General features: G+C 73.3%; 22 protein-coding genes and 1 other RNA gene. 5 read left to right on the top strand and 18 right to left on the bottom strand.

Annotated elements, in window-relative coordinates:
• Positions 1-12 precede the first annotated feature (12 nt).
• Positions 13-1,419 carry an RNB domain-containing ribonuclease gene (locus tag VH969_RS28825; RefSeq protein ID WP_331979899.1) on the bottom strand — a complete coding sequence of 469 codons (1,407 nt, stop codon included), beginning with the start codon at positions 1,417-1,419 and terminating at the stop codon, positions 13-15.
• Positions 1,420-1,543: 124 nt separating this feature from the next.
• Between VH969_RS28825 and VH969_RS28820 the strand changes: the two genes are divergently transcribed.
• Positions 1,544-2,251 carry a hypothetical protein gene (locus VH969_RS28820; protein ID WP_331979897.1) on the top strand — a complete coding sequence of 236 codons (708 nt, stop codon included), beginning with the start codon at positions 1,544-1,546 and terminating at the stop codon, positions 2,249-2,251.
• Here the strand turns inward: VH969_RS28820 and VH969_RS28815 are convergent.
• The 13 genes from VH969_RS28815 to VH969_RS28755 form a co-directional block, all read right to left on the bottom strand.
• Complete coding sequence (locus VH969_RS28815; protein ID WP_331979895.1) at positions 2,248-2,709, bottom strand: hypothetical protein; 462 nt, start codon at positions 2,707-2,709, stop codon at positions 2,248-2,250. The two genes, VH969_RS28820 and VH969_RS28815, sit on opposite strands and share 4 nt — an antisense overlap.
• Before the next feature lie 14 nt (positions 2,710-2,723).
• On the bottom strand, positions 2,724-3,731 hold the full coding sequence (locus tag VH969_RS28810) for a C40 family peptidase (RefSeq protein ID WP_331979893.1): 1,008 nt from the start codon (positions 3,729-3,731) through the stop codon (positions 2,724-2,726).
• The gene (locus tag VH969_RS28805) at positions 3,731-4,375 is read right to left on the bottom strand and encodes a hypothetical protein (protein WP_331979891.1); all 645 of its coding nucleotides are present in this window, start codon (positions 4,373-4,375) and stop codon (positions 3,731-3,733) included. Before VH969_RS28805 ends, VH969_RS28810 begins: the two co-directional genes overlap by 1 nt.
• 1 nt (position 4,376) lies before the next feature.
• Positions 4,377-6,509 carry a magnesium transporter gene (locus VH969_RS28800; protein ID WP_331979889.1) on the bottom strand — a complete coding sequence of 711 codons (2,133 nt, stop codon included), beginning with the start codon at positions 6,507-6,509 and terminating at the stop codon, positions 4,377-4,379.
• Positions 6,506-9,502 (bottom strand): ATP-binding protein, encoded by a 2,997-nt coding sequence (locus VH969_RS28795; protein ID WP_527249173.1) that lies wholly within the window; start codon positions 9,500-9,502, stop codon positions 6,506-6,508. The genes VH969_RS28800 and VH969_RS28795 overlap by 4 nt, the downstream gene beginning before the upstream one ends.
• 148 nt (positions 9,503-9,650) lie before the next feature.
• On the bottom strand, positions 9,651-10,172 hold the full coding sequence (locus VH969_RS28790; protein ID WP_331979887.1) for a hypothetical protein: 522 nt from the start codon (positions 10,170-10,172) through the stop codon (positions 9,651-9,653).
• Between the two features lie 36 nt (positions 10,173-10,208).
• Positions 10,209-10,478 carry a hypothetical protein gene (locus VH969_RS28785; protein WP_331979885.1) on the bottom strand — a complete coding sequence of 90 codons (270 nt, stop codon included), beginning with the start codon at positions 10,476-10,478 and terminating at the stop codon, positions 10,209-10,211.
• A 529-nt stretch (positions 10,479-11,007) separates the two neighbouring features.
• Positions 11,008-11,391, bottom strand: an RNA gene (rnpB, locus tag VH969_RS28780) — RNase P RNA component class A.
• A gap of 17 nt (positions 11,392-11,408) precedes the next feature.
• Positions 11,409-12,524: a bifunctional RNase H/acid phosphatase gene (locus VH969_RS28775; RefSeq protein WP_331979933.1), complete on the bottom strand. Its 1,116-nt coding sequence runs from the start codon at positions 12,522-12,524 to the stop codon at positions 11,409-11,411.
• Between the two features lie 16 nt (positions 12,525-12,540).
• Positions 12,541-13,278 carry a zinc ribbon domain-containing protein gene (locus tag VH969_RS28770; protein WP_331979883.1) on the bottom strand — a complete coding sequence of 246 codons (738 nt, stop codon included), beginning with the start codon at positions 13,276-13,278 and terminating at the stop codon, positions 12,541-12,543.
• A complete protein-coding gene (locus VH969_RS28765; RefSeq protein WP_331979881.1) occupies positions 13,275-14,078 on the bottom strand; it encodes a Nif3-like dinuclear metal center hexameric protein in 804 nt (267 codons plus the stop codon). The genes VH969_RS28770 and VH969_RS28765 overlap by 4 nt, the downstream gene beginning before the upstream one ends.
• On the bottom strand, positions 14,075-15,115 hold the full coding sequence (gene cobC / locus VH969_RS28760) for an Rv2231c family histidinol phosphate aminotransferase CobC (RefSeq protein WP_331979879.1): 1,041 nt from the start codon (positions 15,113-15,115) through the stop codon (positions 14,075-14,077). The genes VH969_RS28765 and cobC overlap by 4 nt, the downstream gene beginning before the upstream one ends.
• The gene (locus VH969_RS28755) at positions 15,112-15,897 is read right to left on the bottom strand and encodes a helix-turn-helix transcriptional regulator (protein WP_331979877.1); all 786 of its coding nucleotides are present in this window, start codon (positions 15,895-15,897) and stop codon (positions 15,112-15,114) included. The genes cobC and VH969_RS28755 overlap by 4 nt, the downstream gene beginning before the upstream one ends.
• A 48-nt stretch (positions 15,898-15,945) precedes the next feature.
• On the opposite strand from VH969_RS28755, the gene VH969_RS28750 reads away from it, so the two are divergent.
• Genes VH969_RS28750 through VH969_RS28735 form a run of 4 tightly spaced genes read left to right on the top strand, consistent with a single transcriptional unit; the run spans position 15,946 to position 18,557 of the window.
• Positions 15,946-16,356 carry a PTH2-like family protein gene (locus VH969_RS28750; RefSeq protein ID WP_331979875.1) on the top strand — a complete coding sequence of 137 codons (411 nt, stop codon included), beginning with the start codon at positions 15,946-15,948 and terminating at the stop codon, positions 16,354-16,356.
• A gap of 10 nt (positions 16,357-16,366) precedes the next feature.
• Entirely contained in the window at positions 16,367-16,825 is a 459-nt protein-coding gene (locus VH969_RS28745; protein WP_331979873.1) for a low molecular weight protein-tyrosine-phosphatase, read from the top strand.
• Entirely contained in the window at positions 16,822-17,655 is an 834-nt protein-coding gene (locus tag VH969_RS28740; RefSeq protein ID WP_331979871.1) for a fructosamine kinase family protein, read from the top strand. The genes VH969_RS28745 and VH969_RS28740 overlap by 4 nt, the downstream gene beginning before the upstream one ends.
• 20 nt (positions 17,656-17,675) lie before the next feature.
• On the top strand, positions 17,676-18,557 hold the full coding sequence (locus VH969_RS28735; protein WP_331979869.1) for an SURF1 family cytochrome oxidase biogenesis protein: 882 nt from the start codon (positions 17,676-17,678) through the stop codon (positions 18,555-18,557).
• Between the two features lie 80 nt (positions 18,558-18,637).
• On the opposite strand, the gene VH969_RS28730 is transcribed toward VH969_RS28735, so the two are convergent.
• The 4 genes from VH969_RS28730 to VH969_RS28715 form a co-directional block, all read right to left on the bottom strand.
• Positions 18,638-19,576, bottom strand: coding sequence for a cobalamin biosynthesis protein (locus VH969_RS28730; protein WP_331979931.1), 939 nt, complete (start codon positions 19,574-19,576; stop codon positions 18,638-18,640).
• A 237-nt stretch (positions 19,577-19,813) separates the two neighbouring features.
• The gene (nudC, locus tag VH969_RS28725) at positions 19,814-20,791 is read right to left on the bottom strand and encodes an NAD(+) diphosphatase (protein ID WP_331979867.1); all 978 of its coding nucleotides are present in this window, start codon (positions 20,789-20,791) and stop codon (positions 19,814-19,816) included.
• Positions 20,788-22,149 carry a M16 family metallopeptidase gene (locus tag VH969_RS28720; protein ID WP_331979865.1) on the bottom strand — a complete coding sequence of 454 codons (1,362 nt, stop codon included), beginning with the start codon at positions 22,147-22,149 and terminating at the stop codon, positions 20,788-20,790. Before VH969_RS28720 ends, nudC begins: the two co-directional genes overlap by 4 nt.
• Entirely contained in the window at positions 22,146-23,429 is a 1,284-nt protein-coding gene (locus tag VH969_RS28715) for a M16 family metallopeptidase (RefSeq protein WP_331979863.1), read from the bottom strand. The genes VH969_RS28720 and VH969_RS28715 overlap by 4 nt, the downstream gene beginning before the upstream one ends.
• Positions 23,430-23,466: the final 37 nt, after the last annotated feature.

Here is a 23,466-nt window from a genome sequence, read left to right as displayed (position 1 = left end):
GTGAAAGCCTCCTCAGGCCCGCTCGAAGCTCACCTTCCGCGCCCGCGCGTCCGCTCGCACGAGGCGTACCCGCACGGTCTCACCTTCCGGCAGATTCTCCCCACCGCACTTGGCGATGACTGGAGGATCTGTGAGAAACACCTCGGCCGAGCCGCCGTCCGCGCGCAGCACGATCGCGTCGAACTCGAGGCCGATGCGGTTGCCGAGCACCCACGCCTCGACCTGGTCCAGGCACGCCTTGTCGACCCGCGCGGCCAGCGCGTCCGAGCCCGCCATCAGCTCCGGCAGGGCGGGTAACGCCTCGCGCACCCACTCCGGCACCGGCTCGTCCGCGCACAGCGCGAGGCAGATCTCCGTGCCGAACCGGTCGACCAGCCGCCGCAGCGGCGCGGTGACGTGCGCGTACGACGCCGCCAGCCCGGCATGCGTGGTGAGCTCGGGCTCGGTCCCGTCGAAGACCGTGTACGCGGCGCCGCGCAGCAGCCGGGTGGCGTCCATGAACAGCGCGAGCGCCTCCGGCTGGGCCGGGTCGAGGCCGGCGAGCAGCTCGGCCGCGGTCGTCTCCCTCGGCCACGCGATGCCGAGCGAGCGGGCCGAGCGGCGCAGCCAGCGGACGGCACCGTCGTCGGCCTCGGGCAGCGTCCGCAGCACGCCGACACCGGCGTCGAGCATGAGCCTGGCCGCGGCCATGCCGGTGAGCAGGGAGACCTCCGCGTTCCACGCGTCGACGTCGGTGTGCGGGCGCAGCGCCAGACGCCAGCCGCCCTGCCCGTCCGGCTCGACCTCCTGGTCGGGCAGCTGCAGCTCGACCGCGCCCCGGCTCACCGCCCGCTCGCGGCGCAGCCTGCCGAACGCGGGCAGCTCCGCGAGCGACGGGTGCGGCGCGCCGGCGGCGAGCGCGGCCCGCACGGTGTCGTAGTCGAAGCGGGCGACCGAGCGGACCAGCGCGCGGCGCACGTTGGCCGAGGTGAGCTCGCCGTCGGCGGCGCAGTCGAGCGTCCACAGCGCGGCCGGGCAGACCTGGTCGGGCAGCAGGCTCGCGGCGCCCTCGCTCAGCACGGTCGGGTGCAGCGGCACGTTGCCGTCCGGCAGGTACAGCGTCTGGCCGCGGCGGCGCACCTCCGCGTCGAGCGCGCCGCCGGGCGTGACGAACGTGCCCAGGTCGGCGATCGCGTAGTGCACCCGGAACCCGCCGGCGCGCCGCTCCACGAGCATCGCCTGGTCGAGATCCTTCGCGCCGGCCGGGTCGATCGTGACCAGCGGCAGGTCGGTGGCGTCGAGCCGGCCGGCGCGCGCGACGCCCTCGGACACGGCCCGCTCGGCCTCCTCGAGCACCGGTCCGGGAAACTGCCCGGGCAGTGCGAACTCGTCCCGGATGGGGGCGAAGTCGACCCCGGCAGCGTCGGTCCTGACCACCATGGCCCGCACCTTAACCGGGTGCACCGACAGAAATGGAGCGAGCACGGCGCGTGGTACGTCCAACGGATCGCGGAGGTGACAGATGACGCGACGCCGACCCCGGCAGCGGTCTTGGGAAAGGCGGATGGTGGTGCGGGGCGGCCCGGTCGCACACGCGATCGCGCGGGCAGGCTGGCTCGTGTTCGCGTTGCTCGGCGCCATCGTGATGATCGGTGCGGCGGTGCTGTTCGCGGCCACGCCCGACCCGGAGAGCTCCGCGGCCACCAACTTCGTCGCCGCGCTGATCGTGTTCGTCCCGATCGGCGCCGGCCTGGGTGCGCTGATCGGGCTGCCCGCCCAGTTCGCCGCGCGGTCGTGGCTGCGCTCGCCGAGCAGGGCCGAGCGCGTCGCCGCGCTCGAGCGCCGGCAGTCCACGAAGCGGACCGCGGTCACGAGCCACGGCCTGCGTCCGGACGGCCGCTGGGCCCGGTTCTACGAGGCGTGCGCGCGGTCGGTCGCCAGATACCACCAGGTGGTGGCCACGCTCTCGGACGGCCCGGGCCGGGAGTGGCTGGCCGGCATCGGCAAGACCCTGGACGCCGAGCTGGCCGAGGCGCTGCGGCTGGCGCGACTCGGGGAAAGCCTGGAACCGACCGAGACGGCCGCGCCCGGCGAGACCGTGTACCAGGTGCTGGAGCGGCTGCGCGAGGCGAAGGAGTCGTTCGAGGAGACCACCGAGCGCGCGGCCGCGATCGTCCTCGACCTGCGCGACGACTCCGACTTCGTGCAGGTGCGCACCCAGCTCGACATGCTCGCCGAGCAGGCCCCGCAACTACGCGGCAAGGACGCCTAGCGCCAGGACTGCTGCGCCGGGAAGCCGCGGGGAGGCGTGTCCTCGGTCGCGTTGCGGAACTGCGACGGGATCGGGTCCGAACAGGACACCAGGACCTCCGTCTCCTCCGGGTTCTCGATCCGCTTGCCGCCACGCTCGCGGTAGACCAGCTCCCCCTCGGCGTCCATCTCCACGAGGTAGCCGACCTCGGCCAGCTGCTCCTCGTCGAGGTTGACGAGCCGCTCGCGCCGCGAGGGCACCACCCGGTACTCCGGCCAGTCGAGGTGGGCGAACGCCTGATGGAACTCCGCGAGGATCTGGACCATCGCCTGCTGCCACGGCAGGGGCATCGACGCCACCAGCTGCGCCGGCATGACCACGTATCCGTCCGGCACGCCGGGATGCGGGCCGGCGGCCAGATAGTCGTGCACCGGGGTGGCGGAGGCAGGTCGGCCGACAGGCGGCGGGTACATGGTCATCGCGACCCCCAGATCTACACCCCCGGCCTGACGGCCTGGGGTACCAACTCGTTCTCCGTAAAGCTCACCGGCCGGATGTGCACGGGCACCCCGGTCTGCTGGGCCTCCACGATCTTGCCGTCCCCGAGGTACATGGCGACGTGGTGGATGGTGTCCGGATTGCTCGTGTCGTAGGCCCAGAACAGCAGGTCACCGGGCTTGGCGTCCTTGACGGGGAGCAGCGCGCCCGCCTGGAACTGCTGGCGGGAAACCCTCGGGAGAGTGACGCCCGCCTCGCGGTAGGACTGCAGCATCAGGCTCGAGCAGTCGTAGGAGTTCTGCTGGTTCGTGAGCGCGCCCCACTGGTAGGGCTTGCCCTGCTGGTGCAGGGCGAACTTGATCGCGTTGCCCGCCGCCTCGGTCGGCGCCGGCAGGAGCCGGCCGGTGCCCTCGCCGCAGCCGGTCGGGTCGTCCACCAGGCCGACGTGGCCGATCAGGTGGGCCGCCATCGGCTCCCACTTGTGGTACCGGTCGGGGAACGCGGACCGCTCGACGTCCTGCGCGGACTCGCCGGGGCGCTGCTCGGCCCAGTTCGGCACCTTCTGGAGCACGTCGTAGAACTTGTTGATCGCGTACTGCGGATCGGTGACCTGCTCGGGCGTGCCCCAGCCCATCGACGGGCGCATCTGGAAGATGCCGAGGGAGTCGCGGTCGCCGTAGTCGAGGCTGCGCAGGCCGGACTCGGTCATGCCGGCCTGGATCGCCACCTGCCACGCCCGTGGCGGCATCTTGCGCTTCTTGCCGATCGCGATGATCTGCGCGACCGTGCCGCGCTGCTCGGTCGTCAGCTGGGCCGCGTCGCCCGCCCCGGACCCGGCCGGGCCGCTCGTGACAGGACCGAGCATCGCGTTGCAGGACGTGTTCGCGCGGCGTGCCGCGTCGTGCTCGGCGTCCTGGCTGACCACGGTGGTCACGGCGCTGACGCCGACCACGGCGGCGGTCACCACCGCCACCAGGCTCCCGACCAACACCGCGGACTTCATCACGCCACCTGCTCGTAGAAGGCCACCCGCCAGCCCTGTGGCGTGTCGATGACGGTGATCGCGAGCGTGCCGCCGTCCGTCGGCAGGTTCGCGGTGAGGGAGCTGGTGTAGGACTGCTTGGGCACGGGCGGCCCGGTGACCTTGGTGGCCGGGATGTTCGCCGGGTCCACAGTGGACATCTCGACGAGGTACTCGTCGGTCGTGTACGGCCGCAACCCGTCGAGCCACTTGTCGGTCGTCGTGCCCGTGGGGTGGTTGACCCAGGCCTTGCCCCACGCGGTCGCGACCTTGAGCGCGTCGTCCGCCGGCGGCGCGGACGTCGGCTTCTGGGGCGGCGAGGGCAGCCGGGTGGGCAGGCTGCTCGTGGCCGAGCCGTCCGCGCTGCCCCCGGTGCCGGCCGACGTGCCGCCGTCCTCGCTGGTGCCGGCGCCGCCGGTGGCCGCGGTGGTGCTCTCGGTGGTCTGCGCGGCGGCGCCGGAGCGGTCGCCGCCCGATCCGGTCAGCCGCGGGACGACGATGCCGATCGTGAGCACGACCGCGGCCACGACGAGCACGACGGCCACGAGGTGCGAGGGCGAGCGCATGGGCCAGCCCCACAGCTTGCGGTACACCGCGGCGCGGCCGCGGTTCGTGCGGATCGGCATGTCATCTCACCACCGCGTCGGTGTCCCGCGGACCGTCCCGCAGCGGCATCTGGCGCGGCGTCTGGCGCGGCGCCCGGCGCGGCGTCTGCTCGCGCACCTCGAGCCCGCGCGACGGCCGGTACACGACGTGCACCGGGCGGCCGGCGACCATCTCGACGTCGGCCGGACGCGGTGCGGCCGGGCGAGCCGGTGGCGCCGGCGAGCTCTCGAACCGGCCGGCCGCCTCGCCGCGGCGGCCGGCGACCCGGGACGGGATCACGACGGCGTCCTCGCCCGTGTCGGAGCCCCAGTCGGCGTTGCGGTCCCAGCCGCGGTCGGTGGCGGGCGCGGTGTCCACGACCCGGCTCGTCTGGCGCGGCACGACCTCGGCCGGGCCGCCGCGGCCCGGCGTGCCCGCGGGCAGCAGGGCCGGGTTGGCGTCCGCGCGCTGCAGCGCCGGGTGCCCGCCCGGCAGCGTGCGCCGGGTGTCGAGCCGCTCGGCGGTCGCGGTGACCGGGCCGGTGGCCTCCGGGCGGGGCCGGCGCATGCGCCCGCCGGTGGTGGCCACGGTGTCGCCCGCCAGCTCCTCGTCGCGCAGCTGGTCCCAGAACTCGTCCTGCGGGCCGCGCTGGGCCGGCGTGCCCTTGCGGCGGCGGAAGCGGGAGAAGATCCCACCCGCGTGCGGCACGCTCGCGCCGACCGCGCCGACGGACAGCTCGACCATCTGCCACATGCGCTTGAACGGCCGGCCGACCATCAGGAACACCAGCGTGACGATGCCGGCCAGCAGCATCTGGGTGAGCATCGACAGGTGCACGTCCGGGCCGAAGATCATCTGCAGGAACCGGAAGTGGATGCCCGCGAGCACGGCCAGGATCAGCACGTTCAGCACGACCGCGCCGACCGCGCGGCCGACCTTGCGCAGGATGTCGTGGTGGACCAGCGCCACGAGCCCGATCACCGGGGCCGCGAGCGTGAAGATCCGCAGCAGCAGCTGGGCCAGCAGCACCGCGAGCTTCGCGAGGAACTGGAAAAGCGAGTACACGACCGCCTGGAAGAAGCCCAGGAACCCGGCACCCGTGCGGCTGCCCTCGGTGCCGGCGAAGTAGCCCTGCGCGGCGCCGAGCTCGTTGTAGATCCGCTGGTAGTCGGCGCGTTTCTGCTGCTCGGCCTTGTCGTCGCCGTCCCGCCCGGACACCAGGTCGTCGCGGGTCCACGCCTGCGCCGCGAGCAGCGGGCGGCCGAACTCGAGCGCCTTGGGGTCGTCCGGCTTGCCGAACTCGCCGCGCAGCCAGTTCTCGTAGACCACGCGGGTGTGCAGCTCGTTGGGCAGCACGTGCTGCTGGACGTCGTCGCGGTTCGGGTCCTCGAACCCGTTCTGGATGCCCGTGGTCGTCTCGACGATCAGGTTGTCGACCGTGTCGTAGTTGTTGACCAGCACCAGGGTCGAGGCGGCGAGCCACATGCCGGCGAACGCCCACAGCGTCCGCCTGCTGACCGAGGCGAGGTCACCGCGCCAGATCTGGCGGAACATCGCGACCGCGAGGATGAGCATGAAGATGCTGAACAGCTGCACGAAGACGTTGTCGAAGACCGCGCTCGCGGCCTTGCCGATCTGCTGGTTCAGCCCGCCGAGCACGCCACCCTGGTAGAGCGTGTAGTGCAGCGAGTTGGTGGCGGCGACGATGTTCTTGCCGATGTTGAACAGCTGGTTGCCGGCCCAGGTGTCGATCGTGACGCTCGGGTCGGACAGCGACAGCGGCTCGTTGCAGTTCGGGTCGTAGACGTGCCAGACCATGCCGGCGTAGCCGTGGTCGCGGTACGGGCTGTTCGGGAACTTCTCATCGGTGTAGGGGACGTCGCTGCCCTTGCCGCCGCGCAGGCCGTTGCCCTGCGGCGGGTCGATCGCGCCCGCCATGCCGGTGCCGGGGCGCTCGGGGAACGGCGCGCAGCTGGCGTCGTCGCTCGGCTGCGCCATCGCGGGCGTGCCGATGACCGTGCACAGGCCGAGCAGCGCGGACACGAGGAGCAGGGCGGGCACCCTGCCGGCCCTTCTGCCGGCCAGCTCGCCGGAACCAACCCTGGTGGCGGAATGTCTCCGCCGCCGCCGCGCCAGGATCAGCACGGCGGCCACCACCACCAGGATCGTGATCATGCCGCGTCCACTCGTCCCTGTTTACCGGCCTGCGCCTTGCCACCGTCCGGGCTGGTGCCGCCGCCCGAGCCGTTGCCCCGCTGGTCGACGGGGTGCCCGCCGTTCGCGCCCTGGCCGTTGTTCTGGCCGGTGGCCTGGCCGTTCGCGGGTTCCACGTGGTCGGCGGGGACGTCGTCCTCGGTGAGGCCGAGCTCGAAGTCGGCGGCGATCTCGAACTCGTCGTGCTCCTCGACCTGCTCGTGCGGCCCGCGGTCGTCCTCGACGCTGCCGTCGCGCGGCGGCTCGGGATCGTCGTCGTCGGGCAGTGCCGGGGCGTGCTGGTCCGCCGACGGGATCGCGCCCGGCGTGCTGTCGCGCAGCGCGTCCGGCGTGGTGTCCATGACGGCCCGGACGTGATCCATGTGCGGGCCCGACAGATCGATCCGGATGCGCTCGACGCCACCCGCGCCGTCGCCGAAGATGAACTGCCGCGGCGAGGTGTCGCGCTCGGTGTCGCGGTGCGCGCCCGGGCGCCTGCCCAGGCTCGCGATCACCTGCTCGTACCCGGCGCCGATCGGGACCTTCAGCAGCCGCAGGGCGTCGGTCTGCGCGGACTCGTCGTCCAGGCGCCCGACGAACACGGAGTCGAGCAGCGTGACGAAGCCCTGGATGCGCAGGAAGTCCGCCGGGATCTGCGAGCTCAGCAGCACGCGGACGTTCCACTTGCGGGAGTCGCGGGCGAACCGGTTCATCAGCACGCGACCGGTCGGCACCTCGGACAGGAAGAACGCCTCGTCGATCCAGACGCCCTTGCGCAGGTCCTTCGGCCGCTCGTAGATCGATCGCTGGGTCAGCCACGCGGCGAGGTTGAGCATCTCCACGCCCAGCGCCTCGGCGTCGGTCCAGTGCTCGCGGCCCACGCCGTCCTTGGGCAGCGTGAGGCCGGCCATCGTGAGCACGGTCAGCCGGTCGTCGCGCTGGTCGTGGTAGGGGTCCGCGTCCTCCTCCGGGATGAGCAGCTGCATCCGCTCACGCATCTCGTCGAGGAAGTCGGCCACGACCACGGCGTGCTCGTGGTGCTCGGACGCGTCGCGGCGCAGCGCCTCGAACACCAGGCTCGGGTCCGCGTCCTGCCGCCCGCCGACCATCCGCACGGCACGCAGCAGCACGATCCGCGTCTGGGGCATGCGGGCCACGTCGTAGGGCAGCAGGCCGGTCAGCACGTCCAGCACGAGCCGGCGGCGGGTGGCCGCGGCCAGCGCCTTCTCCCGCCGCCATGCGCGCTCCGGGTCCTCCTCCTCCACGAAGTGCTCGAACTGCGGCTCGGCCACCACGCGGTACGGGTTGAGGATGCCCGGCTGGGCGTTGAGCAGGTTGATCGGCCGCGCGTACGGGCGCAGCTCCGGCAGGTCGCACAGCCGCGACAGCGGGCCGGACGGGTCCAGCACGGTCCAGTGCGCCCCCGCCCGCAGCGTCTTGTAGACGATGCCGCCGCCGAGGAACGACTTGCCGCCTCCGAGCCCGGCGACCATCGCGGTCAGGCCGGACCCGTCGCGGATCTCCTGGGCCATCCACGGGTCCCACGCCACCGGCCGCCGCGTCGCCGTGCACGTCTCGCCGAGCAGGATGCCGCGCCGGTCGCCGACCTCCGCGGTCGCGGTCGGCACCGAGGCCGCCGCCCACACGACCGACCCGCGGCGCAGGTACGCCGAGTTGGCGAGCGCCTCACCCGGGATGAACTCCCGGGCCAGCGCGTACTGGGCCTCCGGGTGCTCGATGGCGACCTTCGGCTTGTACAGCTCCAGCAGCTGCTGGGCCAGCCGCAGCGCGTCGCGCTCGGTCGGGCCGGACACCGCGAGCCGCCACCACGACCGCACGCGGGTGGCGAGCGCGGTGAACCCGGAGGTCATCTCGTCGTCGATCTCCAGCACCCGCGAGGCCTGGCGGGCCAGCGACTGCGGCGGCTCCAGCTCGTGCTCGTCGGTGTAGTGGCGGACCTGCGAGCGGACCTTGTTCATCTGCCGGCCCAGCTCGCCCTGAACCTCCTCCGGGCGGCGCACGTAGATCCGCGCGGACCACTCCACGGACGCGGCGAGCCGGTCGGAGTGCTGCACCCACGGGTCGTCGATCTCGGGGATCTGCAGGCCGTGCATCTGGCCGACGGTCAGCACGGCGACGTGGCGGGTCATGCCGGCGTTCGAGCCGGTGCGCCCGCGCACGGTCAGCGTCGGCGCGTAGGGCTCCTGGTGGAAGTCGGCCGCGTCGGTGAACGAGGCGAGGTCCTCGGGCTCCCACGCCGCCCCCGGCACGGCCGGCAGGTTGCGCGGCGCGGGCAGGCCCAGCGAGCACGAGCGGTGCATGAGCCAGGACATCTCCTCGGCCGTGACCGGCCTGCCCTCCAGGCCGGCGGAGCCGATGACCTGGTCGAGGTGCTCGACCTCGGAGTCGATCGCCAGCAGCTCGGCGTCGACCGCGGTCGGGAAGACCTTGCGCAGCAGCGGGGCGGCCCGCTCCACGGCGCGGTCGACCATGTTCCGGGTCTGCACCTGCACGCCCAGGTAGACCTCCTTCTCCGCCATCGACCGGCCCAGCAGCTGCTGCTGCTCGCCGATCAGGTAGTCGTCGAAGGACATGGCGCCCGCCACGTCGGGCAGCCGGTTGACCGCGTTGTGCACGTGGGCCTCGGCCCACATGCGGATCGGGTACGGCCGGGTCGTCACCCGCAGGTGCAGCCAGCGGCCGGCGAGCTCGGCGTACTGGCCGGCGATCGCCGCGATCAGGTCCTGGCGCTGCGAGTCGGACCGGAACGACCAGCGCTGCGGGGCGAGCCGGTACCACGCGAAGACGTCGTGCCCGTTGCGCAGCAGGTGACCATCGATGCTGCGGGCCGCGATCGTCGGGGTGTACGTGGGAATGGACTGCTCCCCTGGCAGACGTCGGTTGCGCTTTCCGTTGCGGCCGGGTGCGACCGCGGGCCGGTACTGGGCCGGGTAGGCGCCATCCCGCGAGACGATCTTGGCCGGTGGCGGTGGCGGCGGCGCAGGGGGGTCCAGCCGCGGGTCGTGCCGTGGGTCGGCCGGCGCCGCGTGCCGGGGGCGGTAGCCCGGCCGGGCCTGCGGCGGCGGACCGGGGTGGGGCGGCACGTGCTGGGTGGCGGCCCCCTTAGGCCCGCGCTTGTTTCGACGTCCGAACACGGCGGACCTCCTTTCCTCGGGCCGGTTTCCCCGTCGTCCTGCTCTTGCGGTTGTTCATGTGCCGGGCGTGGGCCTTGTGCGCCTTGTCCGCCGGGCGGGGCCGGCTGCCGCGCTTCACCCGCTTTCTGGAGCGGGGCCGCTCGGTCCGCACGCGGACCCGGGTCGCGCTCACCGCGCCGCCCTGTCCCGTGGACACCTCGCGGGGGGCGGTGAGCTCGCGGACCCACATCGCGGTCACCGCCGTGAGCGGCCGTTCGTGGCTGATGCGTGAGCAGATGAGCCTGGTGAGCACGATCGTGATCACGATCCCCCAGGCCACGGACCAGAACAGGGACACGCCTATCCGCCGCTCGACCGTGAGCACGATGAGGAAGACGAACACGCCGACGCCCCACGCCACGTACCGGGCCCGCCAGGGCATCGTGGCCCTGGGCGGACCCAGCCAGACCGCATCGACGCGGTACACCTCGTCATCAGTACGAATGCGCACGCGAAATCCCTACTGAGTCGTGACCGTGGCTCGGGCTCAGCCGGTGAACAGGCCGGCGATCCAGGTGCCGATGTTCTGCCCGGCGTCCGTGGTCACCGCCAACCCGATGATCGCGAGAGCGACGATGACGCCACCCAGGCGGCGCATCACACCGGCGTTGTCACCCTTGCCGCCGCCCAGCCAGAGCAGAAGCAGCGCGACCACGAGCAGCAGGAGCGGGATGATGTTGTTGAGGATCCAGTCGCGGACCCCTCCGGTGCCCAAGCTGCCGTCCTGGGCGAGCTGAAGAGTGGTCATGGCGATCATGTCGTACTCCCAAGTGCGCGGAGCGGGTTCGGTAGCGGGCACCCCGCGGGCCGGTCTTCTGCTGTTCGTTCGGCTGGTTGTTCAACAATCAGTAGAGCACACGATGTGTAGCTGCAAGAGCCCTCAGCGTGATTTTCACATCGCGTAGTGGCGCCTCCTCGACGGCTGACCGGGTGCCATCAGACCACACACCATCATGAATAGAACAAAGCCAATCCCAAGCCGTTTTGCTCAATGGCCTGGTACTTTCACTCGGATGCGGGCCGTTCATCACCGTAGGTGCGGGTGGTCGTAAGTCAAGACGTGCGCTTCGCCACTCGTTCGGCCGCCGTACACGGAACGTGGCTGCTTCGTGACACTTACGTGAGAACCTTTCGACCGGACGCCACCGGCATGCGCCCGGATGCAGCAGTATCTGCGCCGATCGGCCCAGGCGTAGCCACCAACAAGCCCCGCTCGAGCCGCCGTGGCCGGAGCGTGACCGTTGGGAATGGAAGCACGACCACCCGATTAGGTGCAAATAGCGGGGCGGACGAGCCGGTTGGTAAGCCGGATTCTGTCTTCGGCGCCCGGAGGCACCGATGGGCGGTCATCCATCTGGGCCTGCCGTCACCGGCAGGCTCAAGCGGCCTACCCGCAGGCTCGGGCGGGCAGCCCTCGAATGCCTGCGCAGGAAACCCGCAAGTTTCCCTCTTGGCCTTGCTCCAGGTGGGGTTTACCGAGCCACCCCGGTCACCCGGGGTGCTGGTGGTCTCTTACACCACCGTTTCACCCTTACCTGGCGAGCCAGGCGGTTTCTTTTCTGTGGCACTGTCCCGCGGGTCGCCCCGGGTTGCCGTTAGCAACCACCTTGCCCTTTGGAGTCCGGACTTTCCTCGACGGGTTTCCCCGCCGCGACCGCCTCGCCGGCTCGTCCGCGCCTCAAGGATCTCATGCGAGGTGAGAGGTGTCGTTCACCAGGCGGACGGACGCGTGTCCGTCCGGGTAGAACTCCACGATCGACAGCGACGCCAGGTCCAGGTGCAGCCGGAACAGCAGCGACGGACCGACATCGAGACCCATTCGCAACAGCGACTTGATCGGCGTGACGTGGCTGACCACGACCGCGGACCCGCCGCCGATGCGGGCGACCAGATCGTCGCGCACCCGGCGCACCCGGCGGTGGACAGCATCGAAGCTCTCGCCGTCGGGCGCCGGCACCGACGGGTCCGCGAGCCACCGGCCGTGCAGCTGCGGGTCGCGCGCGGCCGCCTGCGCGAACGTCAGCCGCTCCCACGCGCCGAAGTCCGTCTCGACCAGGCCGTCCGCGACCTCGACCGGGCTGGCGACCGCCTCGGCGATGGCGGCCGCGGTCTGCCGGGCGCGGCCCAGCGGCGAGGAGACCACCGCCGTGCCGGCCTCGACCATGCCCGCGACCCGGCCGGCCACCGCCTTCGCCTGCCGCTCCCCCACCTCGGTCAGCGGGACCTCGCCGCGGCCGGAGTACCGGCGCTCCACGGACAGCTCGGTCTGCCCGTGGCGGACCAGCAGCAACCGCGTCGGCGTGCCGGTGGCGCCGGACCAGCGCGCGGGTGCGGGCGTGTCCGCCCGCTCAGCTTTTCCCGAGGCTTGTCCCGGCGCTTGTCCCGGAGCTTGTCCCGGTGGCATTCCCGCCTGCGCGTCCATTGCCTCATTGGCGAGCCGGTCGGCGTGCGAGTTGCGGGCGCGCGGTATCCACTCGTATCGAATCGTTGTAAAGCGATCCGCGAGTTCGCGCGCCTGTGCGGCCAGCGGCTGCAGCGCGGCATGCTTGATCTTCCAGCGGCCGGACATCTGCTCGACGACGAGCTTCGAGTCCATGCGCACGGTGACGTCGGACGCGCCGAGCCGGCCCGCGGCCCGCAAGCCCGCGAGGAGACCGGAGTACTCGGCGACGTTGTTGGTGGTGACGCCCAGCCCTTCGGACCGCTCGGCCAGCACGTCGCCGGACTCCGCGTCCCGGACGACCGCGCCGTACCCGGCCGGCCCGGGGTTGCCGCGCGACCCCCCGTCGGCCTCGACGACCACCTTCACCGGATCACCTTCACAGGCCGGACTCCGGGGTGCGGACCATGATCGCGCCGCACTCCTCGCAGGTGACGACCTCGTCGGCCGGTGCGCCGGCGATCCGCGAGATGGCACTGCGGTCGAGCTCGATCCGGCACGCACCGCACCGCCGCGCCCGCAGCAGCGCCGCGCCGATGCCCTTGTTGCCCCGCACCCGCTCGTAGAGGCCGAGCAGCGCCTCCGGGAACTCCGGCACCAGCTTCGCCCGGTCGGCGTCACGCCGCGCCTGGGTGGTCTCGAGGTCGGCGACCGCCTGGTCGCGCCGCCGGTGCGCGTCGGCCAGCGCCTCCTGCGCCTTCGCGAGCTCCACGCCCGCGTGCTTGCCGTCCAGCTCGACGGCCTCGCGCCGCTCCATCAGCTCGAGCAGGTCGTCCTCGAGCGTGCTCTGCCGGCGCTGCAACGTCTCCAGCTCGTGCTCGAGGTCGGTCATCTGCTTGGCCGACACCGTCCCGCCGGCGAGCAGCCCACGGTCGCGGTCCTCGCGGGCGCGCACCGCGTCGACCTCCTTCTCCTGCCGCTTCACCTCGCGGTCGAGGTCGCCCAGCACGGTCTCGGCGGCCACCTGCGCGTCCCGCCGCGCCCGCACCGCCTTCTCCGCCTCGTCGACCTCCGCGAGCTCGGGCAGCGTGCGGCGGCGGTGCTCGACGCGGGCCAGCTCGGCGTCCACGTCGGCCAGCTCGAGAAGCCGGCGCTGCACAGCGGGATCGGCTTTCACCCTGAGAACCTCCACGGGTCGGTGCAACGGGTGGACACTGTGACGTTGACGTTACCGCCGAGGACGTCGCGGAGGATGGCCGCTACCTGGTCGCACCACGGCCACTCGCTGGCCCAGTGCGAGACGTCGACGAGCGCGGGCGCCCCCGGCTTGGCGAGGTGCTCGCTCGCCGGGTGATGGCGCAGGTCGGCGGTGACGAACGCGTCCACGCCGGCCTGGCTGGCCAGGTCGAGGTAGCCGTCGCCGGCCCCGCCCGACACCGCGACCGTCCTGATCGGACGGTCCGGCTCGCCGGCCGCGCGGACGCCGCCCGCGGTGGCCGGCAGCGCGGTGGCGACCCGCTCGGCGAACTTCTCGAGCGGCTCGGCGGCGGCCAGCTCGGCGATCCGTCCGATACCGGTGCGCCCGTCCGGGTTGCGCTGCAGCGGTCCGACGACCGTGAGGCCGAGGGCGTCGGCGAGCGCGTCGGACACGCCGGGGTCGGCGGCGTCGGCGTTGGTGTGCGCGCAGAACAGGCCGGCGCCGCCGCGGACGAGCCGGTGCACGAGGCTGCCCTTCGGCGTGCTCGCCGGCACGCCGTGCACGCCACGCAGCAGCAGCGGGTGATGCGCGACGACCAGCTCCGCGTCCATCGCCAGCGCCTCGTCCACGGTGGACTCGACGGGGTCGACGCAGACGAGGATGCGGCTGACCTGCTCGGCGGGGTCGCCGCACACGAGCCCGACCGCGTCCCACGACTCGGCGAGCTCAGGCGGGTAGGCGGTCTCGAGCACCTCGACGACATCGCCGATCGTCGTCATGTGGACACCTCCGTGGTCAGTTCGGACCGCAGCGCCGCGACCAGCAGCGCCGTGCGCGCGGCGTCGCGGACGGCCACCCGGAGGTGGTCGGCGGTCAGGCCCGGGAACGTGTCACCGCGCCGGACGGCGATGCCGCGGCGGCGCAGCCCCTCCCGGACCCGCTCGCCCTCGCGCACCCGCAGCAGCAGGAACGGCCCCGCCGCCGGCTGGTGCACCTCGACGCCGGGCAGGCCGGCGAGCGCCTGGGCCAGGTTTGCCCGGTGCCGGGCCGTCTCGGTGGCGGCGGCGCCGGCCGCCGCGACGGCGATCGGCGACGCGCACGCCTCGACCGCCGCGAGCACGAGCGTGCCGACCGGCCAATGTGGACGGTGGGCGGCGAGGCGGCCGAGCAGGTCCGGGTCGCCGAGGGCGTAGCCGGCGCGCAGGCCGGGCAGCGCCCACGTCTTGGTGAGGCTGCGCAGCACGAGCAGGCCGGGCAGCCGCTCGCCGGTGAGCGTCTCCGGCTCGCCGGGCACCGCGTCCATGAACGCCTCGTCGACCACGAGCGTCCGGCCGTCCCGGACCAGCTCGCGGATCGTGGCGGCGGGGTGGAGGACCGACGTCGGGTTGGTCGGGTTGCCGAGCACGACGAGGTCGGCGTCGCCGGGTACCAGCTCCGGGCGCAGCGCGTACCCGTCGGCCGCGTCGAGCATGACGTGATGCACCGGGACGCCGGCCTGCCGCAGTGCCACCTCGGGCTCGGTGAACGACGGGTGCACGAGCGCCGCCTTCGCCGGACCGAGCGCGGGCAGCAGCGCGAAGCCCTCGGCCGCGCCGGCCAGCACGAGGACCTCGTCGGCGCCCCGGCCATGCCGCGCGGCGACGGCCCGGCGCGCCGCCCGGTCGTCCTCTGTGGACGGATAGGTGCCGATCCGGTCGAGGGCGTCGACCAGGTGCTCGCGCAGCCAGGCCGGGGGCGCGCTGCCGCGGACGTTCACCGCGAAGTCCTCGAGGCCCGGCCGGGCGTCGACGTCCCCGTGGTGCCGCAGGTCGGTCATCCGCCGGATCCTACGTACCGGGCCGGGCCGACGCCGAGAAGGCGCGTGAAGTGTCGCGTCAGATGCGCCTGGTCGTAGAAGCCGGCGCGGACCGCGGCGTCGGCCGGCGGGTGGCCGTCGAGCAGGTAGCCGCGGGCGAGCTCGAGGCGGCGGCCGGTGACGTAGCGGTGCGGCGGGATGCCGAACTCGCGGCTGAACGCGCGGACGAGCGAGGCGGGGTGCACCCGCAGCTCGGCGGCGGCCTCGTCGAGCGGGACGCCGGCGGGGAGCCGGGCGTCGAGCAGGTCGCGCAGCAGGTGCGCGACGCCGCGCCGCGCGGGTTCCGGCCGGGTGGGCCGCAGGTGGCCGGTGAGCCGCTCGGCCACGAACGCGAGGCGACCGGCGGCCTCGAAATCCTCGGTGCGGGCGGTGAGGACCTGGTGGAGCTGGTGGATGCGGGCGCGCAGCAGCGGGTCGGCCAGCGTCGGGCGATCGACGGCGGCGCCGACGAGGTCCGCGCCGAGCACGGTGCGGTCGAGGTAGAGGACGCGCTTGCGGAACGGCTGCCTCGACCGGCCGTCGTGCGGGACACCCGGCGGCAGCAGCGTCACGGCGTCGCCCGTCGCCCCGTGGTCGTGGCGGTCGAGGTCGTAGCGGACGAGCCCGTCGTCGACGATCAGCAGCGTCCAGTTGTCGTGCGTGTGCGACGGGTAGGCGTGGGTGGTGAAGCGCGCGTGGAACACCTCCTGGATGCCCGCGACCGAGGGGTGCCACGCGGTGATGTCCGGACGCGCGCCGGTCATGCAAGGAACGTACAAGACGCCGGCCCGCCGCGGGGCGACGCTGACCTCGTGCGATTCGAGACCAAGATCGCGGTGGTGATCCGCGACGACCTGGCGGGCTGGCAGCGGCTGAACGTGTGCGCGTTCCTGGTGAGCGGCGTCGCGTCGGCCGTGCCGGAGCTGATCGGCGAGCCGTACGAGGACGCCGACGGCACGAAGTACCTGGCGATGTTCCGCCAGCCGGTGGTCGTGTTCGAGGCGCCGGCGTCCGTGCTGACGGCCGCGCACGCCCGCGCGCTAACCCGCGGCCTGCCTATGTCGATCTTCACGGCGGACCTGTTCACGACGGGCAACGACGAGGACAACCGGGCCGCGGTCCGGGCCGTGCCGCGCGACTCGCTCGACCTCGTCGGCATCGCCGTGCACGGGCCCCGCAACGCGGTCGACAAGATCGTCAAGGGCGCCCGGATGCACCCCTAGACTCGCCGGAGTGCACGTCTGCTTCGTCTGCTCCGGCAACATCTGCCGCTCCCCCATGGCCGCCGTCGTGTTCCGCGAACACCTGCGGCGCGCCGGGCTCGACGACACGGTGACGGTGTCCAGTGCCGGCATCGGCGGCTGGCACGTCGGGGAGCCGGCGGACAAGCGGGCCGCGCGGACGCTCTCCGGCGCCGGCTACCCGACCGAGCACGTCGCCGCGCAGGTCGGTCCCTCCCACCTCGACGCGGACCTGCTGGTGGCGATGGACTCCGGCCACCACGAGGCGCTGGTCGACCTCGTCGGCGCGGACCGGGTGCGCATGTTCCGCTCGTTCGATCCCGCCGCCACCGGCGGCGATCTCGACGTACCCGATCCTTACTACGGCGACCGGGACGGCTTCACCGTGGTGCTCGCCATGATCGAGGCCGCGACCCCAGGGCTGGTCGACTGGGTCCGGGCGCGGCTGTGAACCTCGAGGCGCTGACCGGCTCCCCGGCCGTGGCGACCACGCCGCTCGGTGGCACGGCGCGGCGGGTCGAGCTCGCCGACGGGCGGGTCGTGGTCGCCAAGCGGCACGACCACGCGACGGCCGTGCGGGCGGAGGTGGCCGGCCTGCGGTGGCTCGCGCCCGCCATGCCGGTGCCCGACGTCCTGGGCTATGACGACGAGTGGCTCGTCATGTCGTTGGTGGCGCCTGGCGCGCCCTCGGTGGCCGCCGCGGAGTTGTTCGGGCGGGAGCTGGCCGCCCTGCACGCGGCGGGTGCCCCGGCGTTCGGCTCGCCGCCACCGGACGGCCCGGCCGACGCGTGGATCGGCCTCGCGCCCATGTCCAACACGCCCGGCGCGTCGTGGCCGTCGTGGTACGCGTCGTACCGGGTGGAGCCGTACCTGCGGACGGCCGTCGACCAGGGCCTGCTCGGCGGCGCCGACGCGCGGGCGGTGGAGTCGGTGTGCGCGCAGCTGCCGTCGCTTGCCGGCCCGGCCGAGCCGCCCGCCCGGCTGCACGGCGACCTGTGGAGCGGCAACGTGCGTTGGGCCGCGGACGGGCGGGCGTGGCTGATCGACCCGGCCGCGCACGGCGGGCACCGGGAGACCGACCTGGCGATGCTGGCGCTCTTCGGGTGCGCGCAGCTGGATCGGATCGTCGCGGCGTACGACGAGGCGGCGCCGCTGGCGGACGGCTGGCGGTCGCGGGTCGGGCTGCATCAGCTGTTCCCGCTGCTCGTGCACACGGTGCTGTTCGGGGGCGGGTACGCCGGTCAGGCCGCGGCGGCCGCCCGGTCGGCACTGCGCGGGTGAGCCTGGCCTACCGTTGAGGGGTGCGGTTGCGGTTCCTGCTCCGGCCCGGGTGGCTGGCCTTGACGCTGGCGGTGCTGATGTTCGCCGTCGCGTGTTTCGCCGTGCTCGCACCGTGGCAGTTCAGCCGGCACGCGGAACGCAAGGCGACCAACGACGCGATCGCCCGTTCGTTCACCGCGGCGCCCGTGCCGCTCGGCGACCTGTCGCCGTCGGGCAACGAGTGGCGAACGGTCGAGCTGACCGGCACGTACCTGCCTTCCGCCGAGGTGGCCGCCCGGCTGCGCGCGGTCGAGGGCGAGGCGGCGTTCGAGGTGCTGACCCCGTTCCGCCTGAGTTCCGGTGGGGTGGTCCTGGTCGACCGCGGCTACGTCCGCCCGGTGCAGGGCCACGAGGAGCTGCGGCTGCCGTCCTACCCGGCGCCGCCCTCGGGCACGCAGACGCTGACCGCCCGGCTGCGGGTGGACGAACACGATCCCCGGTCGCGGTCCGCGCTGCCGGGTCCCCCGCCGCAGGTCTACGCGGTGGACTCGCGAGCGGTCGCGTCGGTGACGGGGTTGGACATCCGGCCGGGATACGTGCAGCTGCTGGGCCGGAGCCCGGGCGTGCTGGGGGTGCTGCCGCTGCCGGAGCTGGACGCGGGGCCGTTCCTGTCGTACGCGTTCCAGTGGATCACCTTCGGCGTGATGGCCCTGCTGGCGTGGCTGTACTTCACCTGGCGCGAGATCCGGCCGGGTGGCGTCCTGGCCACGCCGCGCCAGCCCGTGGCGGACCGTCCCAAGCGCCAGTCGGTGGCACAGCAGATCGCGGAGGAAGAGGCCCGCGAACGCGAGGAAGCCGCGCACGTGTCGCCCGGCTCTCCGGCGGACGCCCGTCCCCGCGCGGAGGCGGACCAGGTCCGCTGACCGTCCGACCGGCGCCCAGCGGGATCGCCGGCGCGACGCGTTTCGCCGAACCCGGCCGATCGGGTTCCGCGTCGAGGGCTCTAGCGGCGGGAGCGGAAGAGGGCGATCAATGCGGTGACCGCCGCCGTGAGGCCACCTACCACTCGGGACAGTTCGACCGCGCGGGTCACGTGGCCGGAGTCCGGCATGCGGCCGTCGCCCAGGACGGGGCGTTCCTCGGTGCCGTGGGCGTACACCGTGCGGCCGCCGAGGCGGATCTCCAGTGCGCCCGCGAACGCCGCCTCCACGCGGCCGGCGTTGGGGCTCGGGTGGGCGGCGGCGTCGCGGTGCCACGTCTGCCAGGCGCCGCGCCAGGAACCGCCGACCACCGGCGCGCCGGCGACCGTCAGCAGGGCGGCCAGCCGGGCCGGCAGGAGGTTGACCAGGTCGTCCGCCCGGGCGGAGGCCCAGCCGAAGCGGCGGTAGCGCGGCGAGCGGTAGCCGACCATCGCGTCGAGGGTGTTGATCGCGCGGTAGCCGAGCAGCCCCGGCACGCCCGCGACCGCGCCCCACACGAGCGGCGCGACGACCGCGTCCGAGGTGTTCTCCGCGACCGACTCGACCGCGGCGCGGGCGAGGCCGTCGGCGTCGAGCTTCTGCGGATCGCGGCCGCAGAGGTGCGGGAGCCGCCCGCGCGCGGCGTCCAGTTCGCCGGCGTCCAGCTCCCGTCCGATGGCGGCACCGTGCACGGCGAGCGACCGTCCACCGAGGACAATCCAGGTGGCGACCGCCGTGCCGAGGGTCTGCACCACCGGCCGCCCGCGGCCGGCCCGCTCGACGAGCACACCGAGCCCGACCGCCCCGCCGCCGAGCACCGCGGCGTGCACGACGCCGGGAAGCTTGCTGTCCCGGTAGAGAACGCGCTCGACACGCTCCGCGACCTCGCCGAAGCCGGCCACCGGATGCCCCCGCCGCGGATCGCCGAGAGCTCCGTCCGCGGCGACACCGAGCAGGAGCCCGATCGCCCGCGCAACACCCACCACGCCGCTCACCCCCGTCACCCGACCGGACGTCGGGTTCCGGCTCCAGACGGTAGCGCGACGACACGGCGTGGCGGCGGGTGGCCTCCGGCCCCCGATAACCAGAGTACGGATCACCACTGACGACTCCGGGTCTCTGTCCACAGGGGCCCGTGAAATCCGGCCTGTGGACGGGGAACCGGGAATTGTCGGTGGTCGGCCGTAGCATGGATTCCGGGGGCAGGAGGCCGTCCCGGCTCAGTCGGCGGTGGCCCAGCCTGTCAGCATCATTCGGGCTATCGAAGTCGGGCCTGGGAGTTTCAGGCCTGCTATCTCACCGCCCGCGTCGATCGCCCTGCGGAGGTCCGGACGGGAGACCCAGCGGGCTTCCTCGATCTCGCCGTCTGCCGGGTGTATCGGGGCGCCTTCGGAGGCCACCGCGGCGAAGCCGACCATGATCGAGCGTGGGAAGGGCCACGGCTGGCTTCCGAGGTACCGGATGCCCGACACCTCGATGCCTACCTCCTCGCCGATCTCCCGCGCCACGCAGGCCTCCAGCGACTCGCCCGACTCCACGAAGCCCGCCAGCACCGAGAAGCGCTCCGGCGGCCAGATCGGCTGGCGGGCCAGCAGCACGTTGGCACCGTTCACGCCGATGTCGTCGTGGACCAGGCAGATCACGGCCGGGTCCGTGCGCGGGTACTCCTCGCGGCCGCAGCCCGTGCAGTGTGTTGCCCAGCCGGCGTTGGCGCGCTCCGCCGGCGAGCCGCACTTCGCGCAGAAGCCGGCCCGGGAATGCCAGTTCGTCAGGCCGACGGCCGTCGTGTACAGGCCCGCCGACGTGTCGTCGAGCAGCGCGCCCACCGTGCGCAGGTCGTGCCACTCCTCGCCGTCCTCGGACGCCGCGCCGGTCCACAGACCCCACGCGCTGTCCGGCGACGCCACGCCCTCGCGCAGCCGCTCCGCCCGCTGCAGTGCCCAGTACCCGACGCCGTCGTGCTCACCCAGCAACAACGCGTCCGGCGGTATCTCCGCCGCGAGCTGGACCGCCGGCCGCGTCGCGAGCGACCGCGCGCCGTTGCCGACCGGGGTCCGGCCCTTCCCGTCCAGCAGGATGACCCGGCCGGTGGCCCACAGCTTGGCCAACCGGGCCGGGTCGGTGCGCACCATCTCGTAGCGGTCCACAGTGGACCGCGAGAGTGTGGGCAGCGCGGGAAGCTGGAACGGCTCGCTCATGCGGACGTGACGCCGCCCAGCGACCGCAGCAACGGCAGCTGCGCCGCGTCGCCGACCACGACACCCGTGTACCGGGTCGGCGAGAAGAACTCCAGCGCGGCCTCGGCGATCGCGTCCGCGGTGACGTCCGCCAGCCGGGCCGGGTGCTCCACGAGCCAGTCCACGCCCAGCCCGAGCGAGGCCAGCGCCGCCAGCTGCGAGGCGAGCCCGGTCTGCGACGCCGTGGCGATCAGCAGCGACCCGATCGCGTACTGCCGCACGGAGTCCACTTCGGACGCCGAGGGCGGCACCACGCCGAGCCGCGCCAGCTCGTAGCGCGTCTCCAGCAGCGCGGGCGCGGTGACCTCGCTCGCCGTGTCGGACTCGACCAGCAGCGTGGCGCCGCTCGGCGTGAACTCCACAGAGGACCGTGCGTGGTAGGTGTATCCCTTGTCCTCGCGGATGTTCTCCACCAGCCGCGAGGAGAAATACCCGCCGAACGCCAGGTTCGCGAGCTGCAGCGCCGGATACTTCGCGTCCGTGCGCGAGACGGCCTGCGCGGTGAGCCGCAGCTGCGACTGCACGGCCCCGGTGCGCGGCACGAACAGCACGTCGCCGCCGGTGAGCTCGGGCAGGTCGGGCAGCACCACGGCCTCGCGCTCGTCGGACCACACGCCCAGCGCCGCGCCCAGCCGCGCGACCGCGTCGGCCGGCTCGATGTCGCCGACCAGCACCAGCACCGACCCGCGCGGCAGGACACCGTCGGCGTGCAGCTGGCGCACCTGCTCGACGGTCACCTGCGCGACGTCGGCCGCCTCGGGCATCTCGCGGGTGTACGGGTGGTCGCCGTAGCGGTGCTTCTGCAGTGCCTCGCGGGCGATCACGCTCGGCTGCGACCGGGCGACCGCGATCCGCTCGACGAGCCGCGCCCGCTCGCGGCCGACCTCGTCGTCGGCGTACACCGCGCCGGTCAGCACGTCGGCGAGCACGTCGAGCAGCGTGTCGAAGCCGCTCGCGAGCGCGTTGCCGCTGATCGACAGCCGCTCGGGGTCGACGCCGGCGTCGAGCTCGCCGCCGACCAGCGCCAGGTCGGTGTCGATGGCGACGCGGTCACGCTTCTTCGTGCCGGTGAGCAGCGTGGAGCTGAGCACCTCGGCGCGGGCGGCGTGCATCGGGTCGGTGCCGGCGAACGGGATGCGCAGCCGCAGCTCGACCATCGGCACGGTCGGCGCGTGCACGGCGACGACGCGCAGCCCGTTGTCCAGCACGGTGTCCACGGAGGACAGACCGGTGGCCGCGCGCTGCTCGGCGAGCTCCGGCAGCGGCCGCGGGCCGAGCTCGGTGTGGGCGATCTCGGCGGCGGTGCGGTACGTCGTCACTGGTCTCCTCCAGCCGGGGTCACGGTGAGCACGGCGCGCGCGTCGGGCCGCAGGGCCTTGGCCGCGGCGGCGACCGCGTCCGGGGTGACCGCGGAGATCTTGTCGGGCAGGGTGTGCACGAGGCCGGGATCGGCGTAGAGCAGCTCGAGCGAGCCGTACGCGAGGGTGCGGGCGATGAGCCGGTCGTTCTCGCGGTGCAGGCCGGCGACCCAGCGGGCCTTGACCTTGGCGAGCTCCTGGTCGCTCGGCGGTGTCGAGGCGAGCTTCTCGAGCTCCTCGTCGACGGCGGTGACCACGCGGTCCTGGCCGACCTCGGGCGAGTGGACCGCGGTCACGATGAACGTGTCGGGGTCGCGCGCCTCGAACGGGCCGAACAGCCCGCAGGCGGCGTTGACGTCGGTGACCAGCGGCTCGCGGTGAACCAGGCGCTGCTGCAGGCGCGAGCCGTCGCCCTCGGAGAGGACCGCGGCGAGGACGAGGTTGGCGAGGTAGCCGTCGAGGTCGTTGATCGGGTCGGGCATCCGGTAGCCGAGCGCGAGCGCGGGCAGCGGGGCGTGCGGGTCGGTGTGCTCGCCGCGCAACTCGCCCGCGGGCGGCGGCTCGGCGAAGGACGGCCGGTCCGGCGCGGGGCGGGCGGGGACGTCGCCGAAGTGCTTGTCGACCAGCGTCTTGGTGCGCTCGATGTCGATGTCGCCCGCGACCGTGAGCACGGCGTTGGCCGGCGCGTAGTAGGTGTCGAAGAACTGCGCGCAGTCGTCTAGGTCGGCCTGCTCGAGCTCGGTGAAGTCGCCGTAGCCGTTGTGGGCGTTGGGAAAGGTCTTGTAGAGCACCGGCGGCAGGAGGATCCAGGGGAACCCGCCGTAGGGCCGGTTGAGGACGTTGAGGCGGATCTCCTCCTTGACCACGTCGACCTGGTTGCGGAGGTTCTCCTCGGTGATCTTGGGCGCGCGCATGCGGTCGGCCTCGAGGAACAGCGCGCGCTCGAGGCCGCCGGAGGGCAGCACCATGAAGTAGTCGGTGTAGTCGGGGTGGGTCGACCCGTTGAAGGTGCCGCCGGAGGACTGCACGTGCCGGAAGTGGGCGAGCTTCTCGAGGCTCTCGCTGCCCTGGAACATCAGGTGCTCGAACAGGTGCGCGAAGCCGGTGCGGCCCTCCGGCTCGGAGCGGAACCCGACGTCGTAGTGCACGCTCACGCCGACGACCGGAGCGGTCGCGTCCGGGGCGAGGACCACACGCAACCCGTTGGGCAACGTGAACCTGTTCAGCTCGGTTGCTGGCATGTCCGCAGCCTACGTGGCGGGGCGGACATCCGGCCGC

Source organism: Actinophytocola sp. (assembly GCF_036555685.1).
GTDB lineage: Bacteria > Actinomycetota > Actinomycetes > Mycobacteriales > Pseudonocardiaceae > Actinophytocola.
This window is presented reverse-complemented; position numbering and strand designations above follow the sequence as displayed.